This is a genomic window from Clostridium ganghwense (assembly GCF_026735165.1).
Taxonomy (GTDB): domain Bacteria; phylum Bacillota; class Clostridia; order Clostridiales; family Clostridiaceae; genus Clostridium_H; species Clostridium_H ganghwense.
In genome coordinates, this window is the sequence record NZ_JAPQES010000006.1 from 21,471 (window position 1) to 46,045 (window position 24,575).

The following is a 24,575-nucleotide window of genomic DNA, read 5'->3' on the forward strand; positions in this document are numbered from 1 at the left end:
TATTCTTCATTTAAATTAAAAATCCTTTTTTATTTAGGAACTTTTAATTAAAAGCTAAAAATTATTGTGTTTTTGATTCTTCCCATAGTTTATCCATTTCTTCAAGGGACATTTCATTAAGTTTCTTATCCATTTTTAAACTTGACTCTTCTATGTACTCAAATCTTTTAATGAATTTATCTATAGTATAATTTAAAGCAAGCTCAGGGTCAATGTCAAGTAATCTTGCTATATTTACCGTACTAAATATTAAATCGCCTATTTCTTCTACTATTTTTTCCTTGTTTTGGGATTTATATACCTGTTTTACTTCATTTAACTCTTCAATCACCTTTTCCATAGCTGGTCTAACATCATCCCAATCAAATCCCACCTTAGCAGCCTTACCTTGAACTTTTTCTGCTCTTATTAATGCTGGTAGATTTTTAGGTACATGTTTCAATTCATCAGTATATTTCTCAAGACCTTTTTCTTTTTTCTTTATTTCATCCCAATTAACTAATACTTCATCTGAATTATCAACTTTGATATCAGCAAATACATGTGGATGTCTATGAATAAGCTTACTTGTAATTCCTATTATTATATCATTTATATTAAAATAGCCTTCTTCTTTTCCTATCTGTGCATGAAAAACTACTTGAAGTAGAACATCTCCTAATTCCTCTATAATTTTAATATCATTCTGTTCATCAATCGCTTCTAAAACTTCATAGCATTCTTCTATTAAATATCTCTTTAAAGACTCATGAGTTTGTTCTCTATCCCATGGACATCCATTTTCACTTCTTAAAGTATCCATAACATCCAATAAATCTTTAAAATCTTTTTTGCCTTGTAAATTTTTAGGAATATAAACAGATGTCATATAATCAACATCATCTTGTCTATCTAATTCATATAAATTAATTTTCCTTATACTTTCACTATCCTTTATTCCAGCTCCTCTTACAAAATATATTTCCATATTTTCATCATAATATTCCATTAATGCAAGCTTAACTTTAGAAGCTATGAAGCTATTATATACTCCAGTTATTATCATTCCAAGTCTTTTATCAAAAATTTGGTTATTTATATTATCTGCTTCTATTATTTTCAGTCCATCTTCCGGATTAATTTTTAAACTTTCTATCACAGCATCAATAATGCTTGCAGCTGGTAATATCTCTGTTTTGATGTTTTCCTTTTGACAAAGTTTAAGTAATATCTCTACTGTTCTTTCTCCAACCAATGGATGACCTGGTACAGCATAAACAATTTCACCAAATTCCTTATGTTTATTTAATAAATCTTCAGCTATAGTTTTGCATACCTCTTCATATTCATCTAAAATATCATACACTTTATCATAAGTTTCAAATTTTACCCCTAACCCTCTTAGATATTCAACATTAGGATAAATTGAGGTTCTAAAATAGACCTTATCACTATTCATAAGTAAATTAAAAGCCCCTAAAGTAAGAGCCTCTTTACTTCCTGGTCCTAATCCAACAATCCAAATCATTTTATTTTCTCCTTTATCCACAATTATTTTATGATTTTTCTATTCCTTAATTCTTTAATATCCATTACTTTAAATGCTAAAATTAGTATTATATACACTATTATACCTATAAATATACCTATTAAACAAGAAATTGAATTATTCATTGTATAATTATAGATTTTCACATATATAAATGCTACAGTTATTATCATTATCATCGAAGCATAAGCTGGTTTTATTAATATTTGATATAAATCAACTCTAACTTTCAAATTCTTTTTTAATAACCTAATATTTAATATAACAGCTATCCCATAAGCTGTAAAAGTCCCAATTACAGCACCATATATATTTATCTCAGAAATAGGTACTAAAATATTTGTTATAGCAATTTTAGTAATGCATCCTATAAGTAAATTTATGATGGGTTGCTTTTTTGAAGTAGTAGCCTGTAGAATAATGGTAGTGGTTTGAGCTAATATTATGAAAGGAATAGATATAGAAGAATATTTTAATATTTCATATCCTGATACTCTTCCTCTAAAAATTAAATTTAATATTGGATATGGCAGAAAATATAATCCACAAAGAGAAGGAAGGGCTACAACTAAAGATATTTTTATGGAGGATATAATATTTTTATGAAGTTTAAATTTATCATTTAATAAATACGCCTCAGAAATTATAGGAACAACAGCAGCACATAAGGCAGCTGATAATGTTAAAGGGACATTAACAAGAACCGCTGCTTTACCAGTAAGTTGACCATATAATACAGCTGCTTCTTTTGATGTGTATCCAGCTTGCAAAAGCTTTTGAGGTACCATTATTGCATCTATAACATTCATTATAGTACCAACACATGCTCCCAAAGAAATAGGTACTGCTAGTTTAAGTAAAGTATCCATAATTTTCTTGTTGAATTTCACTTTACCGATGCTAAATTCCCTTCTTACCTTTTTATATTTACTTATTAAATACATTCCTCCTAAAATTCCGCCTGCTGCTGCACCTAAAGTAGCTCCACCTGCAGCATGTTGAATCCCTTTAGGAAGTAGCATAACAGCAAGTCCAATTCCAACCACCACTCTAGCAAACTGTTCTAAAATTTGAGAAATAGCCGTAGGCGTCATATTTTGAAGCCCTTGAAAAAAGCCTCTAAAAACACTCATTATGGCGATAAAAATAGGTGCAGCAGAAAGAGCAATTAAAGAATAATAGGAATTTTCATCCCACCTAAAAAGTTTTATAAATTGATTAGAGAATAAAAACATTACGGAGCTTATAACTACTCCAAATATGGTCATTAGAAGAAGTGATTGCTTTAAAACTTGTATTACCCCTATTTCATCGCCTTGCGCTTTTTTTTCAGATATCATTTTAGACATAGCAAGGGGTACCCCAGATGCTCCTGCGATAAATAACATGTATAAAGGATATGCCATTTGATAATATCCTAGTCCCTCATCTCCTACTAAAATAGTCAATGGAATTCTAAACAACATTCCTAAAGCTTTAGAAAATATGCCTGCAAACCCTAAAATAAAAGTTCCTTTTACTAATGACTGTTTTTTCAAAATAATAATACCTCCAAAATTGCTTTTTAAATATAAATATTTATATTTAAAAAATAGAGATATTATTACTCAAAAATAAATGGCAGACAAGCTGCCATTTATTATTCCATCTGTTTTCCTAAGAAGGAAGCTGCTGTTTCAGCTAATTTAGTTTCAACTTCTCCAAACTTAACATTTTCTTCTTTAGCAGCTACAATTACAGCTCCTATCGCATCTCCTTCAGCAATTATTGGAGAGATAACTTGTGCAAAATATTTACCCTCTACCTCCTCGTCATCCATCAAAGGAACAATTTTATTTGATCCTTCTCCCAATGTTACTCCTTTTCTTTCTTCCATAATTTGTTCAACTTCCATACTTATTTTTTTATCCATATATTCTTTCTTAGAAGAACCGCTTACAGATATTATGTTGTCTTTATCACAAATAAGTATTATGTGTCCAATTGTTGACTGCAATGACTCAGCATATTCCTTAGAAAAATTACTTAATTCTTCTATAGGAGAATATTTTTTTAGTATTACTCCTCCTTCTCTATCAGTAAATATTTCTAAAGGATCTCCTTCTCTAATTCTTAAGGTTCTTCTGATTTCTTTTGGTATTACTACTCTTCCTAAGTCGTCTATACGTCTAACAATACCTGTTGCTTTCATCAAAGTTTACCTCCTTATTTAGCGAAAATCTTTTTTCAATCTTATTATCCATCTAAATATGAAATTTTATACACAAATGTATACCTTTAATTTTAATACTAAAAAAAGATGATACATTATGTATCATCTTTTTTTTGAAAATTAAACTAGTTCATTTTCGTATATCTTAATTTTTGCATTATCTTTTACTTCTTTTACTTTGTTAGACCATAGATCATTTTTCTTTTTATTTGACAAATCATTTTTTATTTTTTCTTTTATTTCAGCTAATGGTTTTACAGGTTTTTCTTCTCTTTTTATCATTTTAATTATATGATATCCAAATTGAGTCTTAACTGGTGCTGATATTTCTCCATCTTTAAGCTGCATAGCACCATCCATAAAATCTTCATCAAATCCTGAATTAACAACAGTAACTGTTCCTAAATCTCCACCTTTATCTTTAGTACCATCTGTTCCATGTTCTTTTGCTAATTTTGCAAAATCTCCACCTTTATCAAGCTTTGCTTTAATTTCTTTAGCTTCTTCTTCTGTTGGAACTAAAATATGTGCTATATGTATTTTTGTAGAATCATCTTCTTTAACTGGATATTTATCTTTAAATTTGTTGTAATAATCCTGAACATCTTTATCTTCAACTTTTGCAGATTTTACAACTTCATCATGAAGCTTTTCAATGACAATATTTCTTTTCATTATTTCTCTATAAGTCTCTTTTGTTAATCCATTATTTTTTAACATTTCTTCATATGCCTTATCATCTTCAATCTTTTGCTGTTTTCTAAAATCAGCAATTTCCTTATCAATTTCTTTCTTTAAATCTTCTTCCTTAGGTATTACTTTTAATTTAGCAGCTTCTTGCATAAGAGCTTCTTCTATTGTCATTTGATTTAGTATTTGCATTTTTTGTCCTTTTAATATCTCTTTAGCTTCTGCATTCTCAGCATATTTTTCTCCATATTTTTCTTGTAACTGCTTTCCTAATAAAACTACTTGAAAATTCTTATCTAATTGTCCTCTTGTTATTTTTTTATCTCCAACTTTAGCTACTGTTGTTTTAGCTATAGCTTCTGGAGTTTTTTCTATCATCTTACATCCAACCGCAGACACGCTAAACATACATATTGCTGCTGCAGCAACTAATTTTTTTATATTTTTCACTATTATTCCCTCACTTTTCATGTATTTATTTTGCCATAAATCCATTTTATCACAAAATTACTTTGTTTCAACTATGCTTTGAATATATTCTACTACTTCTCTTAAAATATGTATTAACTCTTCTTTTTTCACATCTTTTAATCCATATCCTAAAGCTGGTTCATCACCAAATTTAAATACAATCTTTCTATTGTATTTTTTCATTATTCCTTTAATTAAAGGTTCAGTCATCCACTTTTTACTTTCAAACTTTATTAGTACCTCATTTCCCTTTTGTTTTATTTCTTCTATTCCAACTTTATTAGCAGTACTCTTTATGTAAGCAATATTCATAAGATTTTGTACTGATGGTGGTATATCAGAAAATCTATCTTCTAATTCTTCTTGGATATCCATCATACTTTCTTTGGAGTCAATACTTGCAATTTTTTTATATACTTGAATTTTCTGAACTTCATCCTCTATATAATTACTTGGAATATAAGCATCCACTTTTAGTTCAACAATAGTTTCAAAAGGCTCATTATCTATTTCACCTTTAACTAGTTTTATAGTATCTTCAAGCATTCTGCAGTATAAATCATACCCTACAGAAGCCATATGACCATGTTGTGCTGAACCTATAATATTTCCTGCACCTCTTATCTCTAAATCTCTCATTGCTATCTTAAAACCAGAACCAAGCTCTGTAAAATCTTTTATAGCTTTGAGTCTCTTCTCAGCCACTTCTGTTAACACTTTATCTTTTCTGTATGTGAGATAAGCATACGCCATTCTATTGGTCCTTCCTACTCTTCCTCGAAGCTGATACAACTGAGATAGTCCAAATTTATCTGCATCATATATTATCATAGTGTTAGAATTTTGAATATCAAGTCCTGTTTCAATGATTGTAGTACAAACTAATATATCATACTCTTTTTTCATAAAATCAACCATTACCTTTTCTAACTCTCTTTCAGGCATCTGTCCATGGGCAATAGCTACTTTAGCATCTGGTACTAATTTTGCAATATACGCAGCCATCTCTTTTATTGTACCTACTCTATTGTATACAAAGTAAACCTGTCCTCCTCTATTTACCTCTCTTATTATAGCATCAGAAATAAGTTGATCATTATATTCCACCACATAAGTCTGTACAGGATATCTTTCTTCTGGTGGCGTTTCAATAACACTTATCCCTCTTATGCCCGTAAGAGACATATGAAGAGTTCTTGGAATAGGTGTAGCTGTTAAAGTTAGTACATCTACATTCTTTTTTAAATTCTTTATTTTTTCTTTGTGAGTAACTCCAAAACGTTGTTCTTCATCTACAATAAGTAGTCCTAAATCTTTAAATTTCACATCCTTTTGAAGAATTCTATGAGTTCCTATAAGTATGTCTACATTACCTGCTTTAACTTCTTTCAAAGTAGCCTTTTGCTGAGCAGGAGTTCTAAATCTACTTACCATATCAATTTTTACAGGAAAGTCAGAAAATCTTTGTACCAAGTTATTATAATGTTGCTCTGCAAGTATAGTAGTTGGCACTAAAATCGCTACCTGTTTTCCATCCATTACCGATTTAAAAGCCGCTCTAGTTGCAACTTCTGTTTTTCCATATCCAACATCCCCACAAAGCAGTCTATCCATAGCTTTGCTTGATTCCATATCTTTTTTAATTTCTTCAATGGCAGAAAGCTGATCTGGTGTCTCTTGATATGGGAACTCATCTTCAAATTGTTTCTGCCAAACAGTATCCTTTGAAAATTTATGCCCTTTCAAACTAGATCTAACTGCATAAAGTTTCACTAAATCTTCTGCTATCTCATTTATAGCTTTTCTAACTTTACTTTTAGCCTTAGCCCATTCACTTCCACCTAACTTATTTATTTTAGGTTCTTTACCCTCACTACCAATATATTTTTGCACCAAGTCTAATTGATCAACAGGTACAAACAACTTGTCTCCTGAATTGTAGCTAAGCTCTAAATAATCTTTTTTATGTCCTTGAACCTCTAATTGCTTTATTCCTTTATATACACCTATACCATGGTTAGTATGAACAACATAATCCCCTGGTTTTAGTTCTGTGAAACTCTTTATTTTCCCTACACCTTTTTTATTAACTCTAGTACTTTTTCGTTTAGCTTTTCCGAACACATCTTTATCTGATATTACGCAAAGCTTTAATTCTGGATATTCAAATCCTTTAATTTGGTTTCCAAAAGTTATAACTACTTCTCCAAATTGAATATCGTCAATAACATCTTTATATACACTCTCAATATCCCTATCTCTAAGAGTTTCTACTAATCTTTCGCCTCTTGGCCTAGTTCCAGAAAGTATTATTGTTTTGTATCCTTTAGACTTCTTATCTTTAATATCCTCAATAAGTAATTCTAGTTTTCCTCCATAACCACTGAGATTTATTTGTGAAAAACTTTCTTTAATCTTTGGTATAAAAATTTCACTAGATTTACCAATAATATTTGTAGTTATAACTTTTCTATCTAGAATCTCTTCATATAATCTATTCTTATCTATAAGTAATTCTGACTGTCTTAAAAGTATATTTCCTCTTTGAAGAAAATCTTTATAATTCTCTTGAAATTCAAAATAAACACTATCTAGCTTTCCTGTGCATCTCTGCACATCAGTAATAATTACAAAAGCATCCTCCATATATTCTAATAAAGAAGAAGGCTTATCATAAAAATAAGGTAAAAAACTATCTATGTTCTCAAAACTCCAATTTTCTCTTAAAAGCTCTAAATTTGATGATATAGTAGTTTCTAGTCTTTCTATTGCTTCTTTATTATCTTTTAAATTACCTTTTGCTATATCTAAATCTTTTTGTATGCTATTGTAACCTTCATCTATATTTTCTTTAGTAAAAACCATTTCCTTTGCTGGAAAAATTTCTATGTCATTAAGCTTTTCTATACTTCTCTGAGATTCATAATTAAAACTTCTTATAGAATCTATTTCATCTCCAAAAAGTTCAATTCGATATGGAGTTGAAGCTATGGGAGAATAAATATCAAGTATTCCGCCTCTTATAGAAAATTCTCCTTTACCTTCTACAATATTTACTCTTTCATATCCACTTTGAATTAATTTCTCACCTATCTTTTCTAAGTTTACTACATCTCCTACTGAAAAACTTAAAGTATACTCTCTGTAAAGTTGTGGACATATATAATTTGAAGCCAAGGACTCAATAGAAGTAACTATTATTTTTCTACCTTTTCTAAGCATTTCTCTAATAACTTTAAGCCTTTCCCATCTTAAATCGCCAGAAACAGCATATATATTATAAAAAACTACTTCTTTTGTAGGAAAATAATATACATTAGGTAAATAAAATGATATATCTTCATATAAATTTTTTGCCTCTACATCACTATTGGTAAAAATAAAGATTGCTTTATCTTCTTGTTCATATAATCCATTGATAAAATAACTTCTAGCAGAATCTGAAATCCCTAAAATCTCTATAGGAAATTCATTTTTATTTATTCCGTTTAGTACTCTTCTAAACGAACTACTTTCTACTAAAGGCTGAATTAGCCCTTTTAATCTCATATGTATACACCTCTCATATTACTCTGCTTTAAAACTATTAAACTTATTCATAGCTTCAGCAACCCCATTTTTTATAATAGCTTCAACTGACTTTGCTGCTACTTCAAAACTTTTTTCTAAATTTTCTCTTTCTTCCTTTGAAAACTTACCCAAAACATGTGAAACTAAATTCTCCCCTAGAGGCTGTCCTACTCCTATTTTAACTCTGGGAAAAACATCACTACCTAAATGAGCAATAATGTTTTTAATTCCATTGTGTCCTCCTGCACTACCTTTTGGTCTAATTCTAAGTCTACCTACCTCTAAACTTATATCATCATATAGAACTATAATATTATCATTTGGAATTTTATAAAAATTAATAACTTCCTTAACACTTTCACCACTTAAATTCATATATGTAGCTGGTTTCAAAATTAAAACTCTCTCTCCTGCTATCTTACCATCACCATACATACCTTTGAATTTTTTCCTACTTACATCAATATTATACTTCTCTCCTATTAAATCTATAATATCAAAACCTACATTGTGTCTTGTATGTTCATACTCTTTTCCAGGATTTCCTAACCCTACTATTAAGAACATTTTGTTTACCTCCATCTACCTTAACATTTGTTTACCTAAATATAATACATTAAAAATATAATTTAATAAAGCAATCAATAGCACTAAACCCATGAGAAAAACCTCATGGGTTTAGTGTTAATATTTATGATTAATTTTATTTATTTTCTACAATATCTGAAAGAACTATATTCACTTCTATAGTGTTACCATTCCTCCAAATTTTACACTTCACATTGTCTCCTATTTTATGTTTTTCTGTAATAGTTAGCAAGTCTTGAAAGCTGTATACTTTCTCTTTATCTAGCTCTATTATTATATCAGTTGGTCTAATTCCAGCTGTAGCTGCTCCACTTTCCTTAATAACTTCTTGAACATATACTCCTTTAATATTACCATTTTTCTCCGATACCGCATCTTTACCATATATACCAAGACGTGGTCTTGCAACTCTTCCATATTTCATTATTTGATCTACTATATCACTAGCCTCATTAATAGCTATAGCAAAACCTATGCCTTCTACATTTTTTCTATTAGATATTCCTAATTTTAAACTATTTATACCTATAACTTCACCTACAGCATTGCAAAGCGCTCCTCCACTGTTTCCTGGATTTATGGCTGCATCTGTTTGAAGCACCTTATATACTGAACCACCATACTGAATTTTTCTATTTAAAGCACTAATTATACCTGAGGTCACAGATCCTGCTAATTCTTCTCCTATCGGATTTCCAATTGCTATAGCAAGTTCTCCCACTCTAACCTTGGATGAATCTCCAAATTTTGCTGTAGGTAAATTTTTTGCATCTATCTTTATTACTGCTAAATCAGAAGTAGCATCAGAACCTATAAACTTAGCTTTTAATGATTTGCCTCCATTAGCTAATCTTACATTAATCTGATCAGCCCCTTCAATCACATGATAATTTGTAACTATATACCCATTAGGATCAAATATTATACCTTAGCCCACACTCTTACTTACAGAATTTAAAATACCTTCAGCGCTATTAGTTATTCCAACTACAGCAGGCCCCACCATTTCTGCCACTCTAGTTATTGCATTACTAGGAATTTCATTTTTTGCATTCATCATATTATTTTTATCACTTAAATTATTTTCATTGATATTTGCTATTTCAGAATATTTTCTATTTACTATATATAACGATGAAATTGCACCTGATACTGCAGCAATTAACACAAAAGCAGTAAATTTAAAAAATCTCTTAATTCTACTTTTTTGTTTCCTAAACTTTATTTCGCCACATCTTCTATCTTCTACACTTTCCCATGCTACGTCTTTAACATCATCATTATTTCCGTACAAATATTTCACCTCCTATTTTGTTCCATTATAATAAAACTTTTTTACATATTTGTGAATAAATTATAACCTTTTTAATAAGAATAAAGAATTTTACTACTTACGTGCTCGTTTTAAAGTAAATATGAATTTAACTCCTTTATTCTGTTTGTTTTTAAACCAAATTTCTTCTCCATGTTGAGCAATAATTGTTCTTACAATAGAAAGCCCAAGTCCTGTACTGACTTTGGATGTTCTTGATTTATCACTTTTATAAAATCTATCCCATATATGTTTTGTATCTTCATCCGAAATAGGAGGTCCATCATTATACACTGATACAAATACCTTTTGTCCTCTTGCCTTTGTTCTTATTTCAATATTTCCACCATCATTAACATATTTCACAGCATTATCTATAAGATTGGTCACCACCTGGATCATCTTATCTCTATCTACTAAAACATGTACGTCTTTCTCTTCTAACCAAACATCTACATTTAATTTTCTAGATTTTATTTTAGTTTCAAACTTAATAATAGAAAGACGTATAATTTCATTAATATCAAACTCTTGAATATTTAAACTAAATTTTCCTGCTTCTATAGCTGATAAATCTAAAAGATCATTTATAAGTCTTGTAAGTCTTTGAATTTCCTCATAAGCTATTGATAAATAATACTGCTCTTTCTCTTTTGGTATAATTCCATCTAAAATTCCTCCTATAAATCCCTTAATTGAAGTTATAGGTGACCTAAGTTCATGTGAAACATTAGATATAAATACCCGCCTATTATTCTCTACCTGCTGTAAAGAATCAGCCATAGAATTAAAGGAATGTGCTAACACTCCAATTTCATCATTTGAATTAATATCTACTCTTTTATCAACTTCTCCTTTAGAAATTTTATCAGCTACACCATTTATTTTTGCTAAAGGTTTAACAATTATTCTTTGAGAAAAGTAATAAATAACAACACTAGAAAGTACTATAGCAAAAATTGCAGAAATCCATATAATCTCATATACTCTATTTAACGGCTCTTTTATTTCGTTCATAGTAGTGTTAATCAAAACTGCACCTTGAAATATCCCTCTATAAAATATAGGCATCTCATACGTATGCACAGTATTATTATCAATGTTTTCAAAAACATTCTTCTTCTCAACAGCATCTCCCTGTCTTAAAACTCCTAAATCTTCTGTTATAATTTGCCTTCCAATAAATTTCTTATGTTGTGGATTTGATGCCGCATATATATATCCATAATTATCCGATAACAATACATCAGAAGATGTATACTTAGAAGTGTGTATTAAAACATCATTTATTTGTTTTAATGAGGCTTCCCCATACAAATACTGCACCGCAGCATTAGCTATTACTTGAGCCTCACCCGAAAGCTGTTTTTGTCTTTCTTCAAAATAATATCCCTGAAACCAAAAGGATAAAAATGCAGCAAGTATAACAAAGCTTATAGCAATTATAAGTGTATACGTAGCTACCATTTTCGAAAATAAGCTTTTTTTCTGCATCTATTTCACCTCAAACTTATATCCAACACCCCAAACTGTTTCTATCTGCCAATTAGGTCCTCCTTGGAGTTTTTCTCTAAGTCTCTTTATGTGAACGTCTACAGTTCTGGAATCTCCTGGATAATCATATCCCCAAACTTCGCAAAGTAACTGTTCTCTTGTGAAAACTCTATTTTTATTACTAGCTAGGTAATATAATAACTCAAATTCTTTAGGCGGCATCTTAATTTCATTTCCCTCATATACAACATTATATGAATTTATATCAATAACAAGTTCTTTAAAATTAAGAACCTCTTTATTCTCATTTTCTACATTATATCTTCTAAGTACAGCCTTAACTCTAGCTATCATTTCCTTAGGCTCAAAAGGTTTCACTATATAATCATCTGCTCCTAATTCTAATGCTAAAACCTTATCAAAAGTTTCACCTTTTGCCGTTAACATAATAGCTGGAGTTTCATATTCCCTTCTTATCCACTTTAATACATCTATTCCATCCATATGTGGAAGCATAATATCTAATAAAACCAAATCAGGCATATACTCTAAAAAAGCCTCTTGCGCTGCTTTTCCATCATAGCAAACCTTTGTAGAATATCCTGAATTTTCTAAATACATTTTTATAACTTCACATATATTTTCATCATCATCTACAATTAATATTTTTCCTAACATTCCATCCATATCCTTACCCCCTAATTTAAATAGTTAATCATATTTTTAAATTAATGTTGATAATTTACATTGTATTAAAATTTAATATTAGTATATTATTAATTGACAATTTATCTATTATACATTGTCCTTTTTATTTCATAAATTTCTCTACTTATATACTCTATCATATTTAAATATATTTTAAACATTTAAAATAACAAATTAAAATAAATGTTACAATTACATTAGCTTCTACTTAACTAATAATGAATTTTAGATTAAAACAAAAAGACATAAATATAGTCTCAATAAATTTTGTCTATATTTATGTCCTTATATTATGTCTATTAATCTTTAAATTTTATCTATACAAATAATTTACTTATAGAAACATCTTCATATATTCTTTTAATAGCTTCAGCAAATATTGGAGCTACTGATAATACTTCAAATTTATCAGTTTTCTTATCTTTTGGTAAATCTATAGTGTTAAGAACAACTAGTTTCTTTATAACGCTATCTTCAATTCTTTCAAATGCTGGACCTGATAAAACAGCATGAGAACAGCAAGCATAAACTTCTTTTGCTCCTCTTTCAACTAATGCATTTGCACCATTAGTTATTGTACCAGCTGTATCTATCATATCATCTATTAAGATAACTCTCTTATCTTTTATGTCTCCAATTATGTTCATAACTTCACAAACATTTGCTTTTGGTCTTCTCTTATCAATTATAGCTATTGGGCAGTTTAATCTATCTGCAAAGTCTCTAGCTCTTGTTACACTTCCAAGGTCTGGTGATACAACAACTACATCCTCTTTATCTTTAAATCCTTCTTCTATAAAGTATTTTGCAAGAATTGGAGCTCCTCTTAAGTTATCAACTGGTATATTGAAATATCCTTGAATTTGAGCAGCATGTAAGTCCATAGTAAGAACTCTATCAGCTCCTGCTGTAGTTATTAAGTCAGCAACAAGTTTAGCTGTAATTGGATCTCTAGCCTTCGCTTTTCTGTCTTGTCTTGCATATCCATAATAAGGTATTACTGCTGTTATTCTTCCAGCTGATGCTCTTTTAAAAGCGTCTATCATTATTAGTAACTCCATTAAGTTGTCATTTACAGGAGCATTTGTTGATTGGATGACAAATACGTCAGTTCCTCTTACAGTTTCATTAGTAGTTACAGATATCTCTCCATCACTAAACTTTGCTACTTGTGAATCTCCAACATACACTCCTAAATTATCAGAAATTTCCTTAGCTAAAGTTGGATGCGCATTACCTGTAAAGATTTTAATAGTTTTACCATGGGTTATCATATGTAAACCTCCTTGAATTTTTATCAAAACTTTTGTTACTTTTTATCTTTATTTAAGCCTTTTCTTTGTACCCAGCCCTCTTTATTAACTTGTTTTGCTCTAGCAACTGCTAAAGCTCCACTAGGAACCTTCTTTGTAATAGTTGATCCAGCAGCTATATAAGTATTATCTTCTACCTCTACTGGTGATACTAAATTAACATTACAACCTATAAAAGAATCATCTCCTATTATAGTTTTATTCTTATTCTTTCCATCATAATTAACTACAACAGTCCCACATCCGAAGTTACATCCACTACCTACTTCAGCATCTCCTATATAAGTCAAATGAGATATTTTTGTATTGTTACCAATCTTAGATTTCTTTATTTCAACAAAATCTCCAATTCTAGCATTACTGCCTATTTCACTTTGTGGTCTTACATATGCAAATGGACCAACTGTAGTATTTTCTCCAATATGACTTTCTAGTATAACTGAATTTTGAATTGTAACCTTTTCCTCAATTATGCTATCTTGTATTCTTGAATTAGGATAAATTATACATCCTTCTTTAATAATTGTTTTTCCTTCTATCATATTACCAGGATATATTATTGTATCCTCTCCTATTTCTGTATCTTTACTTATATAAGTATTTTTAGGATCAATGATTGTAACACCATTTTCCATATGTTTCTCATTTATTCTTTTTCTCAATATTTCTTCTGCTTCAGCAAGTTGAATTCTTGAATTCACGCCTCTAATTTCATCAACATTTACATCTATAGCGCCTACTTTACAATTGTTATTTTTTAATATTTCTATAACATCTGTTAAATAATACTCTCCTTGAGAATTACTATTGCTAAGCTTATCAAGATTCTTTATAAGTTCCTTTATATCAAAGCAGTACATACCTGAATTTATTTCCCTAACCTTTAATTCTTCTTCTGTACAATCTTTATGTTCTACTATCTTTTCTACTTCATTTTCTTTATTTCTAATTATTCTTCCATACCCTGTTGCATCTTCAACGATAGCAGTAAGTATAGTAGCTTTGTAATCACCATTTTTGTGGAATTCTATAAGTTTTTGAACTGTTTCTTCTCTGATAAGTGGTGCGTCTCCTGTAAATACAGCTACAACGCCCTCTTTATTCTTTAAGAAATCCTTAGAACACATAAGTGCATGACCCGTTCCTAATTGTTCTTTTTGAATAGAATAACTAACATTTCTATTTTGCGTAGATTTTTTCACTTCTTCTGCACCATTTCCAATTATTACATCTATATCATCTATGTCACATCTTTTTAAAGTGTCTATAACATGATTTACCATTTCTTTACCACAAACCTTGTGTAAAACTTTTGGTAAATTAGTTTTCATTCTTTTTCCTTTTCCTGCGGCAAGTATTATAGCACATTTATCCAATTCTAACACCTCTTTATATGGTACCTATTATCTTTTTAAAAAATATATAATACCTTTTAATGTTATTGCCTATTATATTATATTTTATATAATACATTTTTTCAACCTATTAATACAGTTTATTACAGCGATGTTATTTATATTTCTACAAAAAATAAATAAAAAGGAGCAATTACCCCTTTTTACTATTCACCTTCAACTGCTATTTCTTCACCATTTTCAGTATCTGTTTCATTTTTAACTACTTCGTATTCATCCAAAATAGCTTTTTGTATTTTTTGTCTTGTGTCCGTATTAATTGGATGAGCTATATCTTTAAATTCTCCAGTAGGAGTTTTTCTACTAGGCATTGCTATGAAAAGACCATTTTGACCTTCGATAACTTTTATATCATGAACTACAAATTCATTATCAAAAGTTACTGATACAATGGCTTTCATTTTTCCTTCCGCAGAAATTTTCCTAATTCTTACATCTGTAATTTGCATTGAACTCCACCTCCAAAGATGCTTTACATATACTATTCTCCATAATTTAATTTTTTCCTTCTAAATTTAAATAAATTTTTAGAAAATTTTATTTTTTGCAACTTTTGTTGGGATATAGCACCGGATTGTTATTTTCATCTATACCTGTAAACTTTATAATAGACACATAATCCTGTACTAATTTTTTTTCAATATTGATATTGTCAATCAATACTCCAATGCCTGTAAGCTCACTTTCAAATTCTTCTAGCAGGTTAACTATTCCAAGAGCAGTTCCTCCCGCTTTCATAAAATCATCAATAAAAATACACTTACTACCTTTTTTTATTGATTTTTTAGATAGAGACATTGTCTGTATTCTTTTATTAGAGCCTGACACATAATTTATAGAAACAGTAGGTCCTTCCGTAACTTTATTATCTCTTCTAACAATAACAAGTTTAACTCCAAGCATTTTAGCAACTTCATAAGCTAAAGGAATTCCTTTTGTTTCTACAGTTACAACATAATCAACATCCACCCCTTTAAATTGAGATGCTAGAATAACAGCAGCTTTTTGTATTATCTGAGGATTAAACATTACGTCACTTATATACATAAATTCTCCTGGTACTATTCTTTGCTTATCTTGTAAAATTATACATAATTCTTCTGCAAATTCTAAAATTTTTTCTTGGGAAATACCGCAAGTGTATTTAATTCCTCCCGCTGCACCTGAAATTGTCTCTATATTTCCAACCGAAAGTCTATTTAGCGTTTCTCTAACCACAACAATATCTTCACTTATAGTTGATTTAGCTGCATTAAACAGCTCTGTAAATGTATTTAGATTTATAACCTTATTAGGATTTTCCATTAATATTTTAGTTATAGCTGTAATTCTTTGATTTCTGTTAAATTTTTGCATTTTTCTCTCCTAAACATAATTTCACGAATTTTCTTTTAAAAATTTTTCTTATTATTCATATTTTATTCTAAAACCCTTATATTATCAATAATATTTTTAATAATTTCTCTTTAAATAAGTTTTTCATGTATATTTTACACAAATTTAAAATTTATTATTATAATATATTGTATTGTTTTTCGTAAAATTTGTATATAATGATTTAATAAGGTATTGTTTTATTTATTTTAAGGAGTTGATTAAATGTCATTTGATTTTTTAAAAGATACACAAAAAAAAATACATTTCATTGGCATAGGTGGAGTAAGTATGAGTGGACTTGCTGAAATCCTATTATATAATGGATATAAAGTTTCTGGTTCTGATAGAAGTAATTCTATTCTAACAACTAATCTTGAAAAAAAAGGTGCTGAAATATACATAGGACACAGCACTAATAATATTAAAGATGTAGATTTAGTTGTATACACTGCTGCAATCAGTGAAGATAATCCAGAACTTATAAAAGCAAAGGAGTTGAACATACCTATTTTAGATAGAGCAGAATTTCTAGGTCATATAATGAATGGTCATAAATACAATCTAGCAATTTCTGGAACACATGGTAAAACTACAACTACTTCTATGATTTCACACATAACTTTAAATGCTGATTTAGATCCAACTATATTAGTAGGAGGAAATTTGGATATAATAAATGGTAACGTTAGAGTTGGTAGTAGCGAATACTTTATTACTGAAGCTTGCGAATATAAGGCTTCATTCTTGAAATTCTATCCGACTGTAGGAATTATCCTTAATATTGAAGCGGATCATTTAGATTTTTATAAAGACATCAATGATATTCAAAATACCTTCATAAAATTTGCAAAGCTTATTCCAAAAGATGGATCTCTTGTGGTTAATGCCGATGATCCTAGAGCTCTAGATGTATGTAAAGAAGCTGATTGCAATATAGTTACTTTTGGAATTAAAAATGGAGATATCAGAGCTAAGAACATAGTGTTTAATACTAAAGGCTGCCCAACCTTCGATGTATATAATAAAGACGAAAAATTATTTACAGTAATACTTAATGTTCCTGGAGAACACAATATACTAAACTCACTTGCTAGTATAAGTACTGCCTTAGTGCTAAATGTAGATAAAGATTCTATTATAAATGGTCTCTCAAGCTTTTTAGGAACTCATAGACGTTTTGAAATCAAAGGAAAAACAAATGGAATAACGGTTATAGATGACTATGCTCATCATCCTACTGAAATAAAAGCTACACTTAATGCAGCTAAAAATTTCCCTCATAAAAGGATTTTCTGTGTATTCCAACCGCATACTTATTCTAGAACTATAAGTTTGTTTGATGATTTTTCCAACGCTTTCTTTAATGCCGATACTCTTATTCTTGCAGATATTTATGCAGCAAGAGAAAAAGATACAGGTATAGTAAGTTCTAATTCATTAGGAAACAAAATTAGAGGAAACGGAGTTGACTGTAAAAACTTCCACAACTTTGATGATATAACCACATACCTAAAAGAAGAACTAAAAGATGGAGATATCTTACTTACTGTTGGAGCTGGAGATGTTTATAAAGTTGGAGAAATGTTCTTAGAAAAAACTATTTAAAAATCAAACATAATAAAAAAGATAAGAGAGTTTTCCATTCTCTTATCTTTTTTCATTTAATTCTTTTATAATTTTATTACTTCTTCTTTCAATTATTCTAAACTTATTTTTTAATGTAGATATAACTATATAGCTTCCTACTGCCACTATTATAATAGAAGCCCCTGATGCTATATTAAAATAATAAGAAATAATAAGCCCAGAAAAACCGAAAACAATTCCTAATAATGAAGAAATTATCATAATCTTTTTTAAGTCATAAGTAAATTGTTTTGCAGTAGCTGGTGGTACAGTAAGCAAAGCTATAATTAAAATTATTCCTACAACTCTAATTAAGACCACGATAGCACATGCTATAAGCATATAAAGTAAATATTCCAAAAAAACCGTATTTACTCCTATAATACTGGTAAATTCATTATCAAATAAATAAGCTTTAAAATAATTAAATAACAAGGAAATTATAGATACTACAATAATATCTAAAATAATCATTACTGTTATATCCATACTTGATACTTTTAAAATATCTCCAAATAAATAGGAGGTCATATCTGGAGGATATCCTGGAGTAAAAGCTATAAACAAAATTCCAAGTGCCATACCAAGTGACCAAAACATTCCTATTAAAGTATCAGAATTAGTATTTGTACTTCTATTTATTTTTGCAATTCCCAAAGAAGATAAAACCGCAAAAACTAGAGCTCCAATTATTGGCTCTATACCTAAAAAATATCCCATACCAATACCACCAAAGGCAGTATGAGCAATTCCACCACTCATCATTACTAATTTTTTCTCTACGATAATCGTTCCTATTATTCCACACACTATACTTGCAAGAATAATACCCAGTACCGCATGACGCATAAAAGCGTATTCCATAAATGCTCTAATCATTTAATCCCCCCACATGAGTTGCTAAAACACGATGAGGAACCCCATGTGCTATTAAATCAACTGGACATCCATAAACTTTTGTAATAACATCATTACTCATTTCTGCTTTTCCATGATAATATAACTCTTTATTTATGCAAGCTATACTTGTAACATAAGCAGAAACTACTCCTATATCATGAGTTACAAGTATAATAGTAATTTCTTTGTTTAACTCTTTTAATAATTTGTATATCTCAGTTTTAGTTTGAGCATCTAAACTTGCTGTAGGCTCATCTAAAAGTAAAATTTTAGGTTCTAATGTAAGAGCTCTTGCAATTAATACTCTTTGAAGTTGACCTCCTGACAACTGACCAATCTGCCTACTCTTTAAATGATATATATGGAGTTTTTTCATTATTTCATAAGCATTTTCTTTGTCTTTTTGACTAAACTTGTAAAAAGGCATAAACCCTTTGTGTAATTTCCCCATTAAAATAACATCTTCAACACTAATGGGAAAGCTTTTGTCAAATTTAGAAAATTGAGGTACATAACCAATGAAACTCCTAGTCTTTTTAGGCACACTTTGTAAAACCTTTATTTCTCCATGCTTTGGTTCCTTAAATCCTAAAATAAGCTTTAGTAAAGTACTCTTTCCTCCACCATTAGGACCTAAGACAGCCAAAAATTCTTTTTCTTTTACTTCTAAATTTATATTTTTTAGAGCACAAACATCATCATAGTAAACACTAGCTTTACTTATTTCAATTAATTTATTCATAAGCCCTCCTTTAAATATAGAATTTGTTAACTTGTAATGGAGTAATAACTCCATTTGAATTCAATAGTTAATAATGCATATCATTTGCAAGTTACGCTCTAAATTATATATTTAATACTAATTATTGTCAATATAATGAATGCTTAATCATTAATGCTAATTAATTTTATAACTGGAATTAAAATACTCATAAAACTTTTAAATAAGGAAAAAATATTATTGAATATTTTTAGGAGGGTTAATAATGAAAAACTTTTTAATTTCTGGTATTGCAGATATTATCTTAATACTAGCTTCATATTATTTATTTAAATCTGTAATAAGTGGACCTACAAGGCACAAAATATATGAGAGATTTTTAAGTTCCTTTGCAAAATTTGTCATATATATTTTTGTAGTATCTGTAATAATAACAGGCGTCACTGCCCTTATTTTTTATAAAACTCGTTTTATTGGTTATTTAAACATAATAGCTCCTGCTATTGTTTCAATATTTATTGGGTTTGTAATATCTACTGTTCCAACAAGAGGCATTGGCGATAAAAACAAATAATAATATTAAAAAATTTAAAGAACCTAAAAATTCTATAGGTTCTTTAATTTTTTGTAATGTTATCATTTTTAAAATTATATACCATAATATAATAATATGTTATATAATTTATTTATATGCGGTTTTTTTAATTCAATCATAATTATACTTAAACTAAACATCATACTCATAATAAGAGAAATTTATCTCTTCTTAAAAAATTAAATAAGGAGAATATCACATGCTTAATACAGACCTGATAAATATTTTAGCAAATCTATTCTTAGGAATGAGTGTTGTAGGTACAATCATCATTATACTGTTATTCTTAATAACAAAATTATTCAAAATAGAAAAATTCAGTAAAATATTACCCCTTCTTTGTATAATTTTTTCTATAACCTGGATTTTAAATATAGGCTGTAACATTTATTTATTATTTTTTACCTCCTAAACGTGGTATGGAAAGTGTAAAAAGGAGTTCTAAAAAACATACTTTAATTCGGCACCAATAAATAAAATGAATACATATACAATAAAAAATAAAAAATTTCAAAAATTTTATTGACTTTTTTAGTTCAACGTTATATAATATAATTCGTTGACGGGGTGTGGCGCAGATGGTAGCGCGCATGGTTTGGGACCATGAGGCCGCGGGTTCGAGACCTGCCACCCCGACCAAGAAGTTATTCATTGAATAGCTTCTTTTTTTTTACTCATAATTACTTTCATAATTGGTATATAATAGGTTATTATTGTGAAAAATGAATATGATATCTTAAACTTCATTTTAACAATGTTTTATATGAAAGGAAGAATATTACATGAACACTAACTATGATGAGTTATTTAAAACCTTAATAAAAGCCTATTACAACGAAAGTTTTGAAGAAACAGTATTAAAGTTACTATCAAATGAATCACTTGATAAAACAGCTTTAAGCAGAGTAATTTCTTCTCTATGCGGCGTAGATATTAAATACGATAATAATTATACTGAAAATTTAAAGAAAGCTATAGCTAACTATGAAATACATCATAAAATAGTTCAAAAAATAAAAAACTGTTCTATGGATTGTGTAAATTCTACTGGGAAAACCCTATGTCAAACTTCTTGTCCTTTTGACGCAATTCTAATAGATAAAGATACACATAAAACTTATATTGATAATAATAAATGTACCGACTGTGGATTTTGTGTAGATGTTTGTCCTACTGGAAGTATTGTGGATAGAATTGAATTTATACCACTTATACACTTACTAAATAAGGAATCAACAGTAATAGCTGCCGTTGCCCCTTCAATCATTGGACAATTTGGTGAAAATGTAACTATTCATCAGCTTAGAACTGCATTTAAAAAAATAGGATTCACAGATATGGTTGAAGTTGCATTTTTTGCAGATATGTTAACCATTAAAGAAGCTGTTGAATTCAATACTCTTGTAAAAACTAAGGATGATTTTATGATAACATCTTGCTGCTGTCCTATGTGGATAGGTATGTTAAAGAGACTATATAGTAACTTAATAGATCATGTATCTCCTTCAGTTTCTCCTATGATTGCTTCAGGTAAAGTATTAAAAACACTAAATCCTCATTGCAAAGTTGTATTCATTGGACCTTGTATTGCAAAAAAAGCAGAAGCTAAAGAAAAAGACCTTATAGGAATTATAGATTACGTTTTAACTTTTCAGGAACTTAAAGATATATTTGTTTCTTTAAATATATCTCCTGAAGAACTTGAAGAAGATACCTCTACAGAATATGCCTCAAGAGAAGGTCGAATATACGCTCGTACAGGTGGTGTTTCAATAGCAATTAGTGAAGCAATTGAAAATTTATTTCCTGAAAAAGCAAAATTCTTAAAAGTTATACACGGTGACGGGGTTAAGGAATGTCGTGAAATCTTAAATAAACTTGAAAAGGGAGAAATACATGCTAACTTTATAGAAGGAATGGGCTGTATCGGAGGATGTGTTGGAGGCCCTAAAGTAAATATCCCTAAAGAAAAAGGAAAAGAACTTGTTGATAAATTTGCAGAAAACTCAGAAATTCAAATTTCTTTAAACAATGAATGTATGAACAATATACTTAAACAAATAAATATTAATTCTGTTCAAGATTTTACTGATAAAGAAAAAGTTAGAATTTTCAAGAGGGATTTATAACATATCATTTATAACATATCATTTTTAATATATATTTTAAACATCCTAAACATATTCTTAAAGAATATTATATAAAATTAAGGCGATATAGGATTTTATATACTACAACATAAAATCTTATGATAAAATAATATTACTGATATTATGGGGGGTGGTACTTTGAATACTATTTTAAAGAGAATAGAAAATAGAGATATTGCTATTTTAAAAGTAATAAATAATTCACTACGTTGTAAAACTTTAGATTTTGTAATGCCTCCTATAACTTATTTAGGGTCTGTACTATTTTCAATAGTGTTTTGTATAATCACTATACTACATTCTAATGAAACTATTCACGACTTAGGTGTAAAATCTTGTATAGCCCTAGCATTCAGCTCAGCTGTAACTCAATTAATTAAAACTTCTGTTAATAGGATTAGGCCATTTCTAAAAATAAGTAACCTAAACATTAAAAAGATAGGAATAGATGAATATTCTTTTCCATCTGGTCATACAACTGCAGCTTTTTCAATGGCAATTACAACAGCTCTTTTTTATCCAAGTATAGCTATAGTAAGTATAGTATTAGCTTGCTCTGTTGGTATTTCTAGAATGTATCTTGGTGTACATTATCCAACTGATGTTTTGGCTGGATCTTTTTTAGGAACACTTTCTTCTATTTTAGTTTATCTTTTTACTTAATATCGTAAAATTTATAAATTTCTAATTATTACACTATAAGAGGTGAAGTACATGTTAACTAATATAAAAGCTGCCATATTTGATATGGATGGAACTTTAATAGACTCTATGTGGGTTTGGTCAAAAATAGATGTAGATTTTTTAAAAAACCGAAATATAAAATGTCCTGAAGACTTAAAGTCTCAGATAGAACACTTAAGCTTTGAAGAAACAGCTATGTATTTTAAAGAAAGATTTAAATTAAAAGAAACTGTTGAACAAATCATAGACGAATGGAATAATATGGCTTTAGAAGAATATAAAACTAATATAAAGCTTAAATATGGTGCAAAAAAATATTTAGATATATTAAAAGCTCTTGGCATAAAGATTGCTCTTGCAACAAGTAACTGCTCATTATTACTTGAAGCAGCCCTAAAAGCAACCGGTATATATGAATATTTTGATGTAATAACAAGAACAGATGAGGTTTCTCGCGGAAAACAATTTCCTGATGTTTATTTATTAACAGCTGAACGATTAGGTGTTAAACCTGATGAATGCATCGTTTTTGAAGATATTTTACCAGCCGTAATAGGTGCTAAAGCAGCAGGAATGAAGGTTATCGGAATACATGATGACTATTCTAGCTACCAAAAAGAAGATATTTCAAATATTGCTGATAAATATATATATGAATATTCAGAGCTTATTGAAAAAGCTATATAACTCTTGTGCATACAAGAGTTTTTTTGTTATCATTTCTCATATTAATGAATATACTATATCATAATACTTTCTAAGGAGAGATTTTGTTGTTTTTTCTAATCTTTTTATTACTTATACTTCTTTGTGCCTTCTTATTCATTTATTCTAATATGAATAAAAAAATCTCTAATCAAAAAAAGCAACTTATCTTTCTTGTAAAAAATAACGATGAGTTAAAAGATAAGTTATTAGAGCAAAATTTGACTAAACAAAACAATTACAATGTCACTTCTTCTGAAGTAATTGAAATTAAATATAAACATCCAAATTTCAGCTCTATCACTACACCTGAAAACTGTATTCTTTATGCTGCTCCTTTTGAAAATTCCCCAGTAGTTTCTGAAGTATCCCAAAATACTCCTGTGGAAATACAAGATAGTGCAATTATTTCAAATACTACTTGGTACGAGGTTAATATTCCCTCTTCTGAACGAATCAACAGCAAAGGATGGATAAAGCAAGACAGCCTTTTAATTGATAAATTTTAAAAATAGA

20 protein-coding genes, 1 tRNA gene and 1 pseudogene are annotated in these 24,575 nt (G+C 29.0%); 7 read left to right on the plus strand and 15 right to left on the minus strand.

The genetic code is table 11. The features are described 5' to 3' along the window. Positions 1 to 61 precede the first annotated feature (61 nt). From yabN to purR, 13 genes and pseudogenes are all read right to left on the minus strand, one after another. Positions 62 to 1,507, minus strand: coding sequence for a bifunctional methyltransferase/pyrophosphohydrolase YabN (gene yabN / locus OXH55_RS15200; RefSeq protein WP_268051226.1), 1,446 nt, complete (start codon positions 1,505 to 1,507; stop codon positions 62 to 64). 23 nt (positions 1,508 to 1,530) lie between these two features. Further along, complete coding sequence (locus tag OXH55_RS15205) at positions 1,531 to 3,066, minus strand: putative polysaccharide biosynthesis protein (RefSeq protein ID WP_268050880.1); 1,536 nt, start codon at positions 3,064 to 3,066, stop codon at positions 1,531 to 1,533. A gap of 101 nt (positions 3,067 to 3,167) precedes the next feature. Further along, positions 3,168 to 3,719 carry a stage V sporulation protein T gene (gene spoVT / locus OXH55_RS15210; RefSeq protein WP_268050881.1) on the minus strand — a complete coding sequence of 184 codons (552 nt, stop codon included), beginning with the start codon at positions 3,717 to 3,719 and terminating at the stop codon, positions 3,168 to 3,170. 141 nt (positions 3,720 to 3,860) lie between these two features. After that, positions 3,861 to 4,880: a peptidylprolyl isomerase gene (locus OXH55_RS15215; RefSeq protein ID WP_268050883.1), complete on the minus strand. Its 1,020-nt coding sequence runs from the start codon at positions 4,878 to 4,880 to the stop codon at positions 3,861 to 3,863. 57 nt (positions 4,881 to 4,937) lie between these two features. Continuing rightward, positions 4,938 to 8,450, minus strand: coding sequence for a transcription-repair coupling factor (gene mfd / locus OXH55_RS15220; protein WP_268050884.1), 3,513 nt, complete (start codon positions 8,448 to 8,450; stop codon positions 4,938 to 4,940). Between the two features lie 18 nt (positions 8,451 to 8,468). Then, a complete protein-coding gene (gene pth / locus OXH55_RS15225; RefSeq protein ID WP_268050885.1) occupies positions 8,469 to 9,038 on the minus strand; it encodes an aminoacyl-tRNA hydrolase in 570 nt (189 codons plus the stop codon). Positions 9,039 to 9,174: 136 nt separating this feature from the next. Beyond that, a pseudogene (locus OXH55_RS15230) lies at positions 9,175 to 10,353 on the minus strand (S1C family serine protease). Between the two features lie 93 nt (positions 10,354 to 10,446). Then, positions 10,447 to 11,865 (minus strand): sensor histidine kinase, encoded by a 1,419-nt coding sequence (locus tag OXH55_RS15235; RefSeq protein ID WP_268050886.1) that lies wholly within the window; start codon positions 11,863 to 11,865, stop codon positions 10,447 to 10,449. Further along, complete coding sequence (locus OXH55_RS15240; RefSeq protein ID WP_268050887.1) at positions 11,866 to 12,552, minus strand: response regulator transcription factor; 687 nt, start codon at positions 12,550 to 12,552, stop codon at positions 11,866 to 11,868. It lies immediately after the preceding gene. 338 nt (positions 12,553 to 12,890) lie between these two features. Beyond that, complete coding sequence (locus tag OXH55_RS15245) at positions 12,891 to 13,847, minus strand: ribose-phosphate pyrophosphokinase (RefSeq protein WP_268050888.1); 957 nt, start codon at positions 13,845 to 13,847, stop codon at positions 12,891 to 12,893. A 35-nt stretch (positions 13,848 to 13,882) separates the two neighbouring features. Continuing rightward, on the minus strand, positions 13,883 to 15,262 hold the full coding sequence (gene glmU / locus OXH55_RS15250) for a bifunctional UDP-N-acetylglucosamine diphosphorylase/glucosamine-1-phosphate N-acetyltransferase GlmU (RefSeq protein WP_268050889.1): 1,380 nt from the start codon (positions 15,260 to 15,262) through the stop codon (positions 13,883 to 13,885). A 185-nt stretch (positions 15,263 to 15,447) separates the two neighbouring features. After that, the gene (gene spoVG, locus OXH55_RS15255; protein WP_268050890.1) at positions 15,448 to 15,750 is read right to left on the minus strand and encodes a septation regulator SpoVG; all 303 of its coding nucleotides are present in this window, start codon (positions 15,748 to 15,750) and stop codon (positions 15,448 to 15,450) included. Positions 15,751 to 15,838: 88 nt separating this feature from the next. Beyond that, positions 15,839 to 16,657: a pur operon repressor gene (purR, locus tag OXH55_RS15260; RefSeq protein ID WP_268050891.1), complete on the minus strand. Its 819-nt coding sequence runs from the start codon at positions 16,655 to 16,657 to the stop codon at positions 15,839 to 15,841. A 243-nt stretch (positions 16,658 to 16,900) separates the two neighbouring features. Here purR and murC point away from each other — a divergent pair, with 243 nt between their 5' ends. Continuing rightward, entirely contained in the window at positions 16,901 to 18,283 is a 1,383-nt protein-coding gene (murC, locus tag OXH55_RS15265; RefSeq protein WP_268050892.1) for a UDP-N-acetylmuramate--L-alanine ligase, read from the plus strand. Positions 18,284 to 18,325: 42 nt separating this feature from the next. Here the strand turns inward: murC and OXH55_RS15270 are convergent, their stop codons facing one another. Further along, positions 18,326 to 19,183, minus strand: a complete 858-nt coding sequence (locus tag OXH55_RS15270) for a metal ABC transporter permease (RefSeq protein ID WP_268050893.1) — start codon at positions 19,181 to 19,183, stop codon at positions 18,326 to 18,328. Continuing rightward, positions 19,176 to 19,946: a metal ABC transporter ATP-binding protein gene (locus tag OXH55_RS15275; protein WP_268050894.1), complete on the minus strand. Its 771-nt coding sequence runs from the start codon at positions 19,944 to 19,946 to the stop codon at positions 19,176 to 19,178. The genes OXH55_RS15270 and OXH55_RS15275 overlap by 8 nt, the downstream gene beginning before the upstream one ends. Positions 19,947 to 20,190: 244 nt before the next feature. Between OXH55_RS15275 and OXH55_RS15280 the strand changes: the two genes are divergently transcribed. The 6 genes from OXH55_RS15280 (at position 20,191) to OXH55_RS15305 (ending at position 24,568) form a co-directional block, all read left to right on the plus strand. After that, complete coding sequence (locus OXH55_RS15280; protein ID WP_268050895.1) at positions 20,191 to 20,499, plus strand: hypothetical protein; 309 nt, start codon at positions 20,191 to 20,193, stop codon at positions 20,497 to 20,499. 584 nt (positions 20,500 to 21,083) lie between these two features. Further along, a tRNA-Pro gene (locus OXH55_RS15285) sits at positions 21,084 to 21,159 on the plus strand. A 143-nt stretch (positions 21,160 to 21,302) separates the two neighbouring features. Further along, positions 21,303 to 22,649, plus strand: a complete 1,347-nt coding sequence (locus OXH55_RS15290) for a [Fe-Fe] hydrogenase large subunit C-terminal domain-containing protein (protein ID WP_268050896.1) — start codon at positions 21,303 to 21,305, stop codon at positions 22,647 to 22,649. A 159-nt stretch (positions 22,650 to 22,808) separates the two neighbouring features. Beyond that, positions 22,809 to 23,333: a phosphatase PAP2 family protein gene (locus OXH55_RS15295; protein WP_268050897.1), complete on the plus strand. Its 525-nt coding sequence runs from the start codon at positions 22,809 to 22,811 to the stop codon at positions 23,331 to 23,333. A 51-nt stretch (positions 23,334 to 23,384) separates the two neighbouring features. Then, a complete protein-coding gene (locus tag OXH55_RS15300) occupies positions 23,385 to 24,041 on the plus strand; it encodes an HAD family hydrolase (RefSeq protein WP_268050898.1) in 657 nt (218 codons plus the stop codon). Positions 24,042 to 24,127: 86 nt separating this feature from the next. Further along, positions 24,128 to 24,568: an SH3 domain-containing protein gene (locus OXH55_RS15305; RefSeq protein ID WP_268050899.1), complete on the plus strand. Its 441-nt coding sequence runs from the start codon at positions 24,128 to 24,130 to the stop codon at positions 24,566 to 24,568. Positions 24,569 to 24,575: the final 7 nt, after the last annotated feature.

Coding starts and splice junctions, on each gene's coding strand:
- purR (WP_268050891.1), bottom strand. CDS start 16,657: ATGCAAAAATTTAACAGAAATCAAAGAATTACAGCTATAACTAAAATA.
- OXH55_RS15275 (WP_268050894.1), bottom strand. CDS start 19,946: ATGAATAAATTAATTGAAATAAGTAAAGCTAGTGTTTACTATGATGAT.
- murC (WP_268050892.1), top strand. CDS start 16,901: ATGTCATTTGATTTTTTAAAAGATACACAAAAAAAAATACATTTCATT.
- OXH55_RS15300 (WP_268050898.1), top strand. CDS start 23,385: ATGTTAACTAATATAAAAGCTGCCATATTTGATATGGATGGAACTTTA.
- OXH55_RS15235 (WP_268050886.1), bottom strand. CDS start 11,865: ATGCAGAAAAAAAGCTTATTTTCGAAAATGGTAGCTACGTATACACTT.
- OXH55_RS15240 (WP_268050887.1), bottom strand. CDS start 12,552: ATGGATGGAATGTTAGGAAAAATATTAATTGTAGATGATGATGAAAAT.
- mfd (WP_268050884.1), bottom strand. CDS start 8,450: ATGAGATTAAAAGGGCTAATTCAGCCTTTAGTAGAAAGTAGTTCGTTT.
- OXH55_RS15270 (WP_268050893.1), bottom strand. CDS start 19,183: ATGATTAGAGCATTTATGGAATACGCTTTTATGCGTCATGCGGTACTG.
- OXH55_RS15245 (WP_268050888.1), bottom strand. CDS start 13,847: ATGATAACCCATGGTAAAACTATTAAAATCTTTACAGGTAATGCGCAT.
- yabN (WP_268051226.1), bottom strand. CDS start 1,507: ATGATTTGGATTGTTGGATTAGGACCAGGAAGTAAAGAGGCTCTTACT.
- pth (WP_268050885.1), bottom strand. CDS start 9,038: ATGTTCTTAATAGTAGGGTTAGGAAATCCTGGAAAAGAGTATGAACAT.
- OXH55_RS15290 (WP_268050896.1), top strand. CDS start 21,303: ATGAACACTAACTATGATGAGTTATTTAAAACCTTAATAAAAGCCTAT.
- OXH55_RS15280 (WP_268050895.1), top strand. CDS start 20,191: ATGAAAAACTTTTTAATTTCTGGTATTGCAGATATTATCTTAATACTA.
- spoVG (WP_268050890.1), bottom strand. CDS start 15,750: ATGCAAATTACAGATGTAAGAATTAGGAAAATTTCTGCGGAAGGAAAA.
- spoVT (WP_268050881.1), bottom strand. CDS start 3,719: ATGAAAGCAACAGGTATTGTTAGACGTATAGACGACTTAGGAAGAGTA.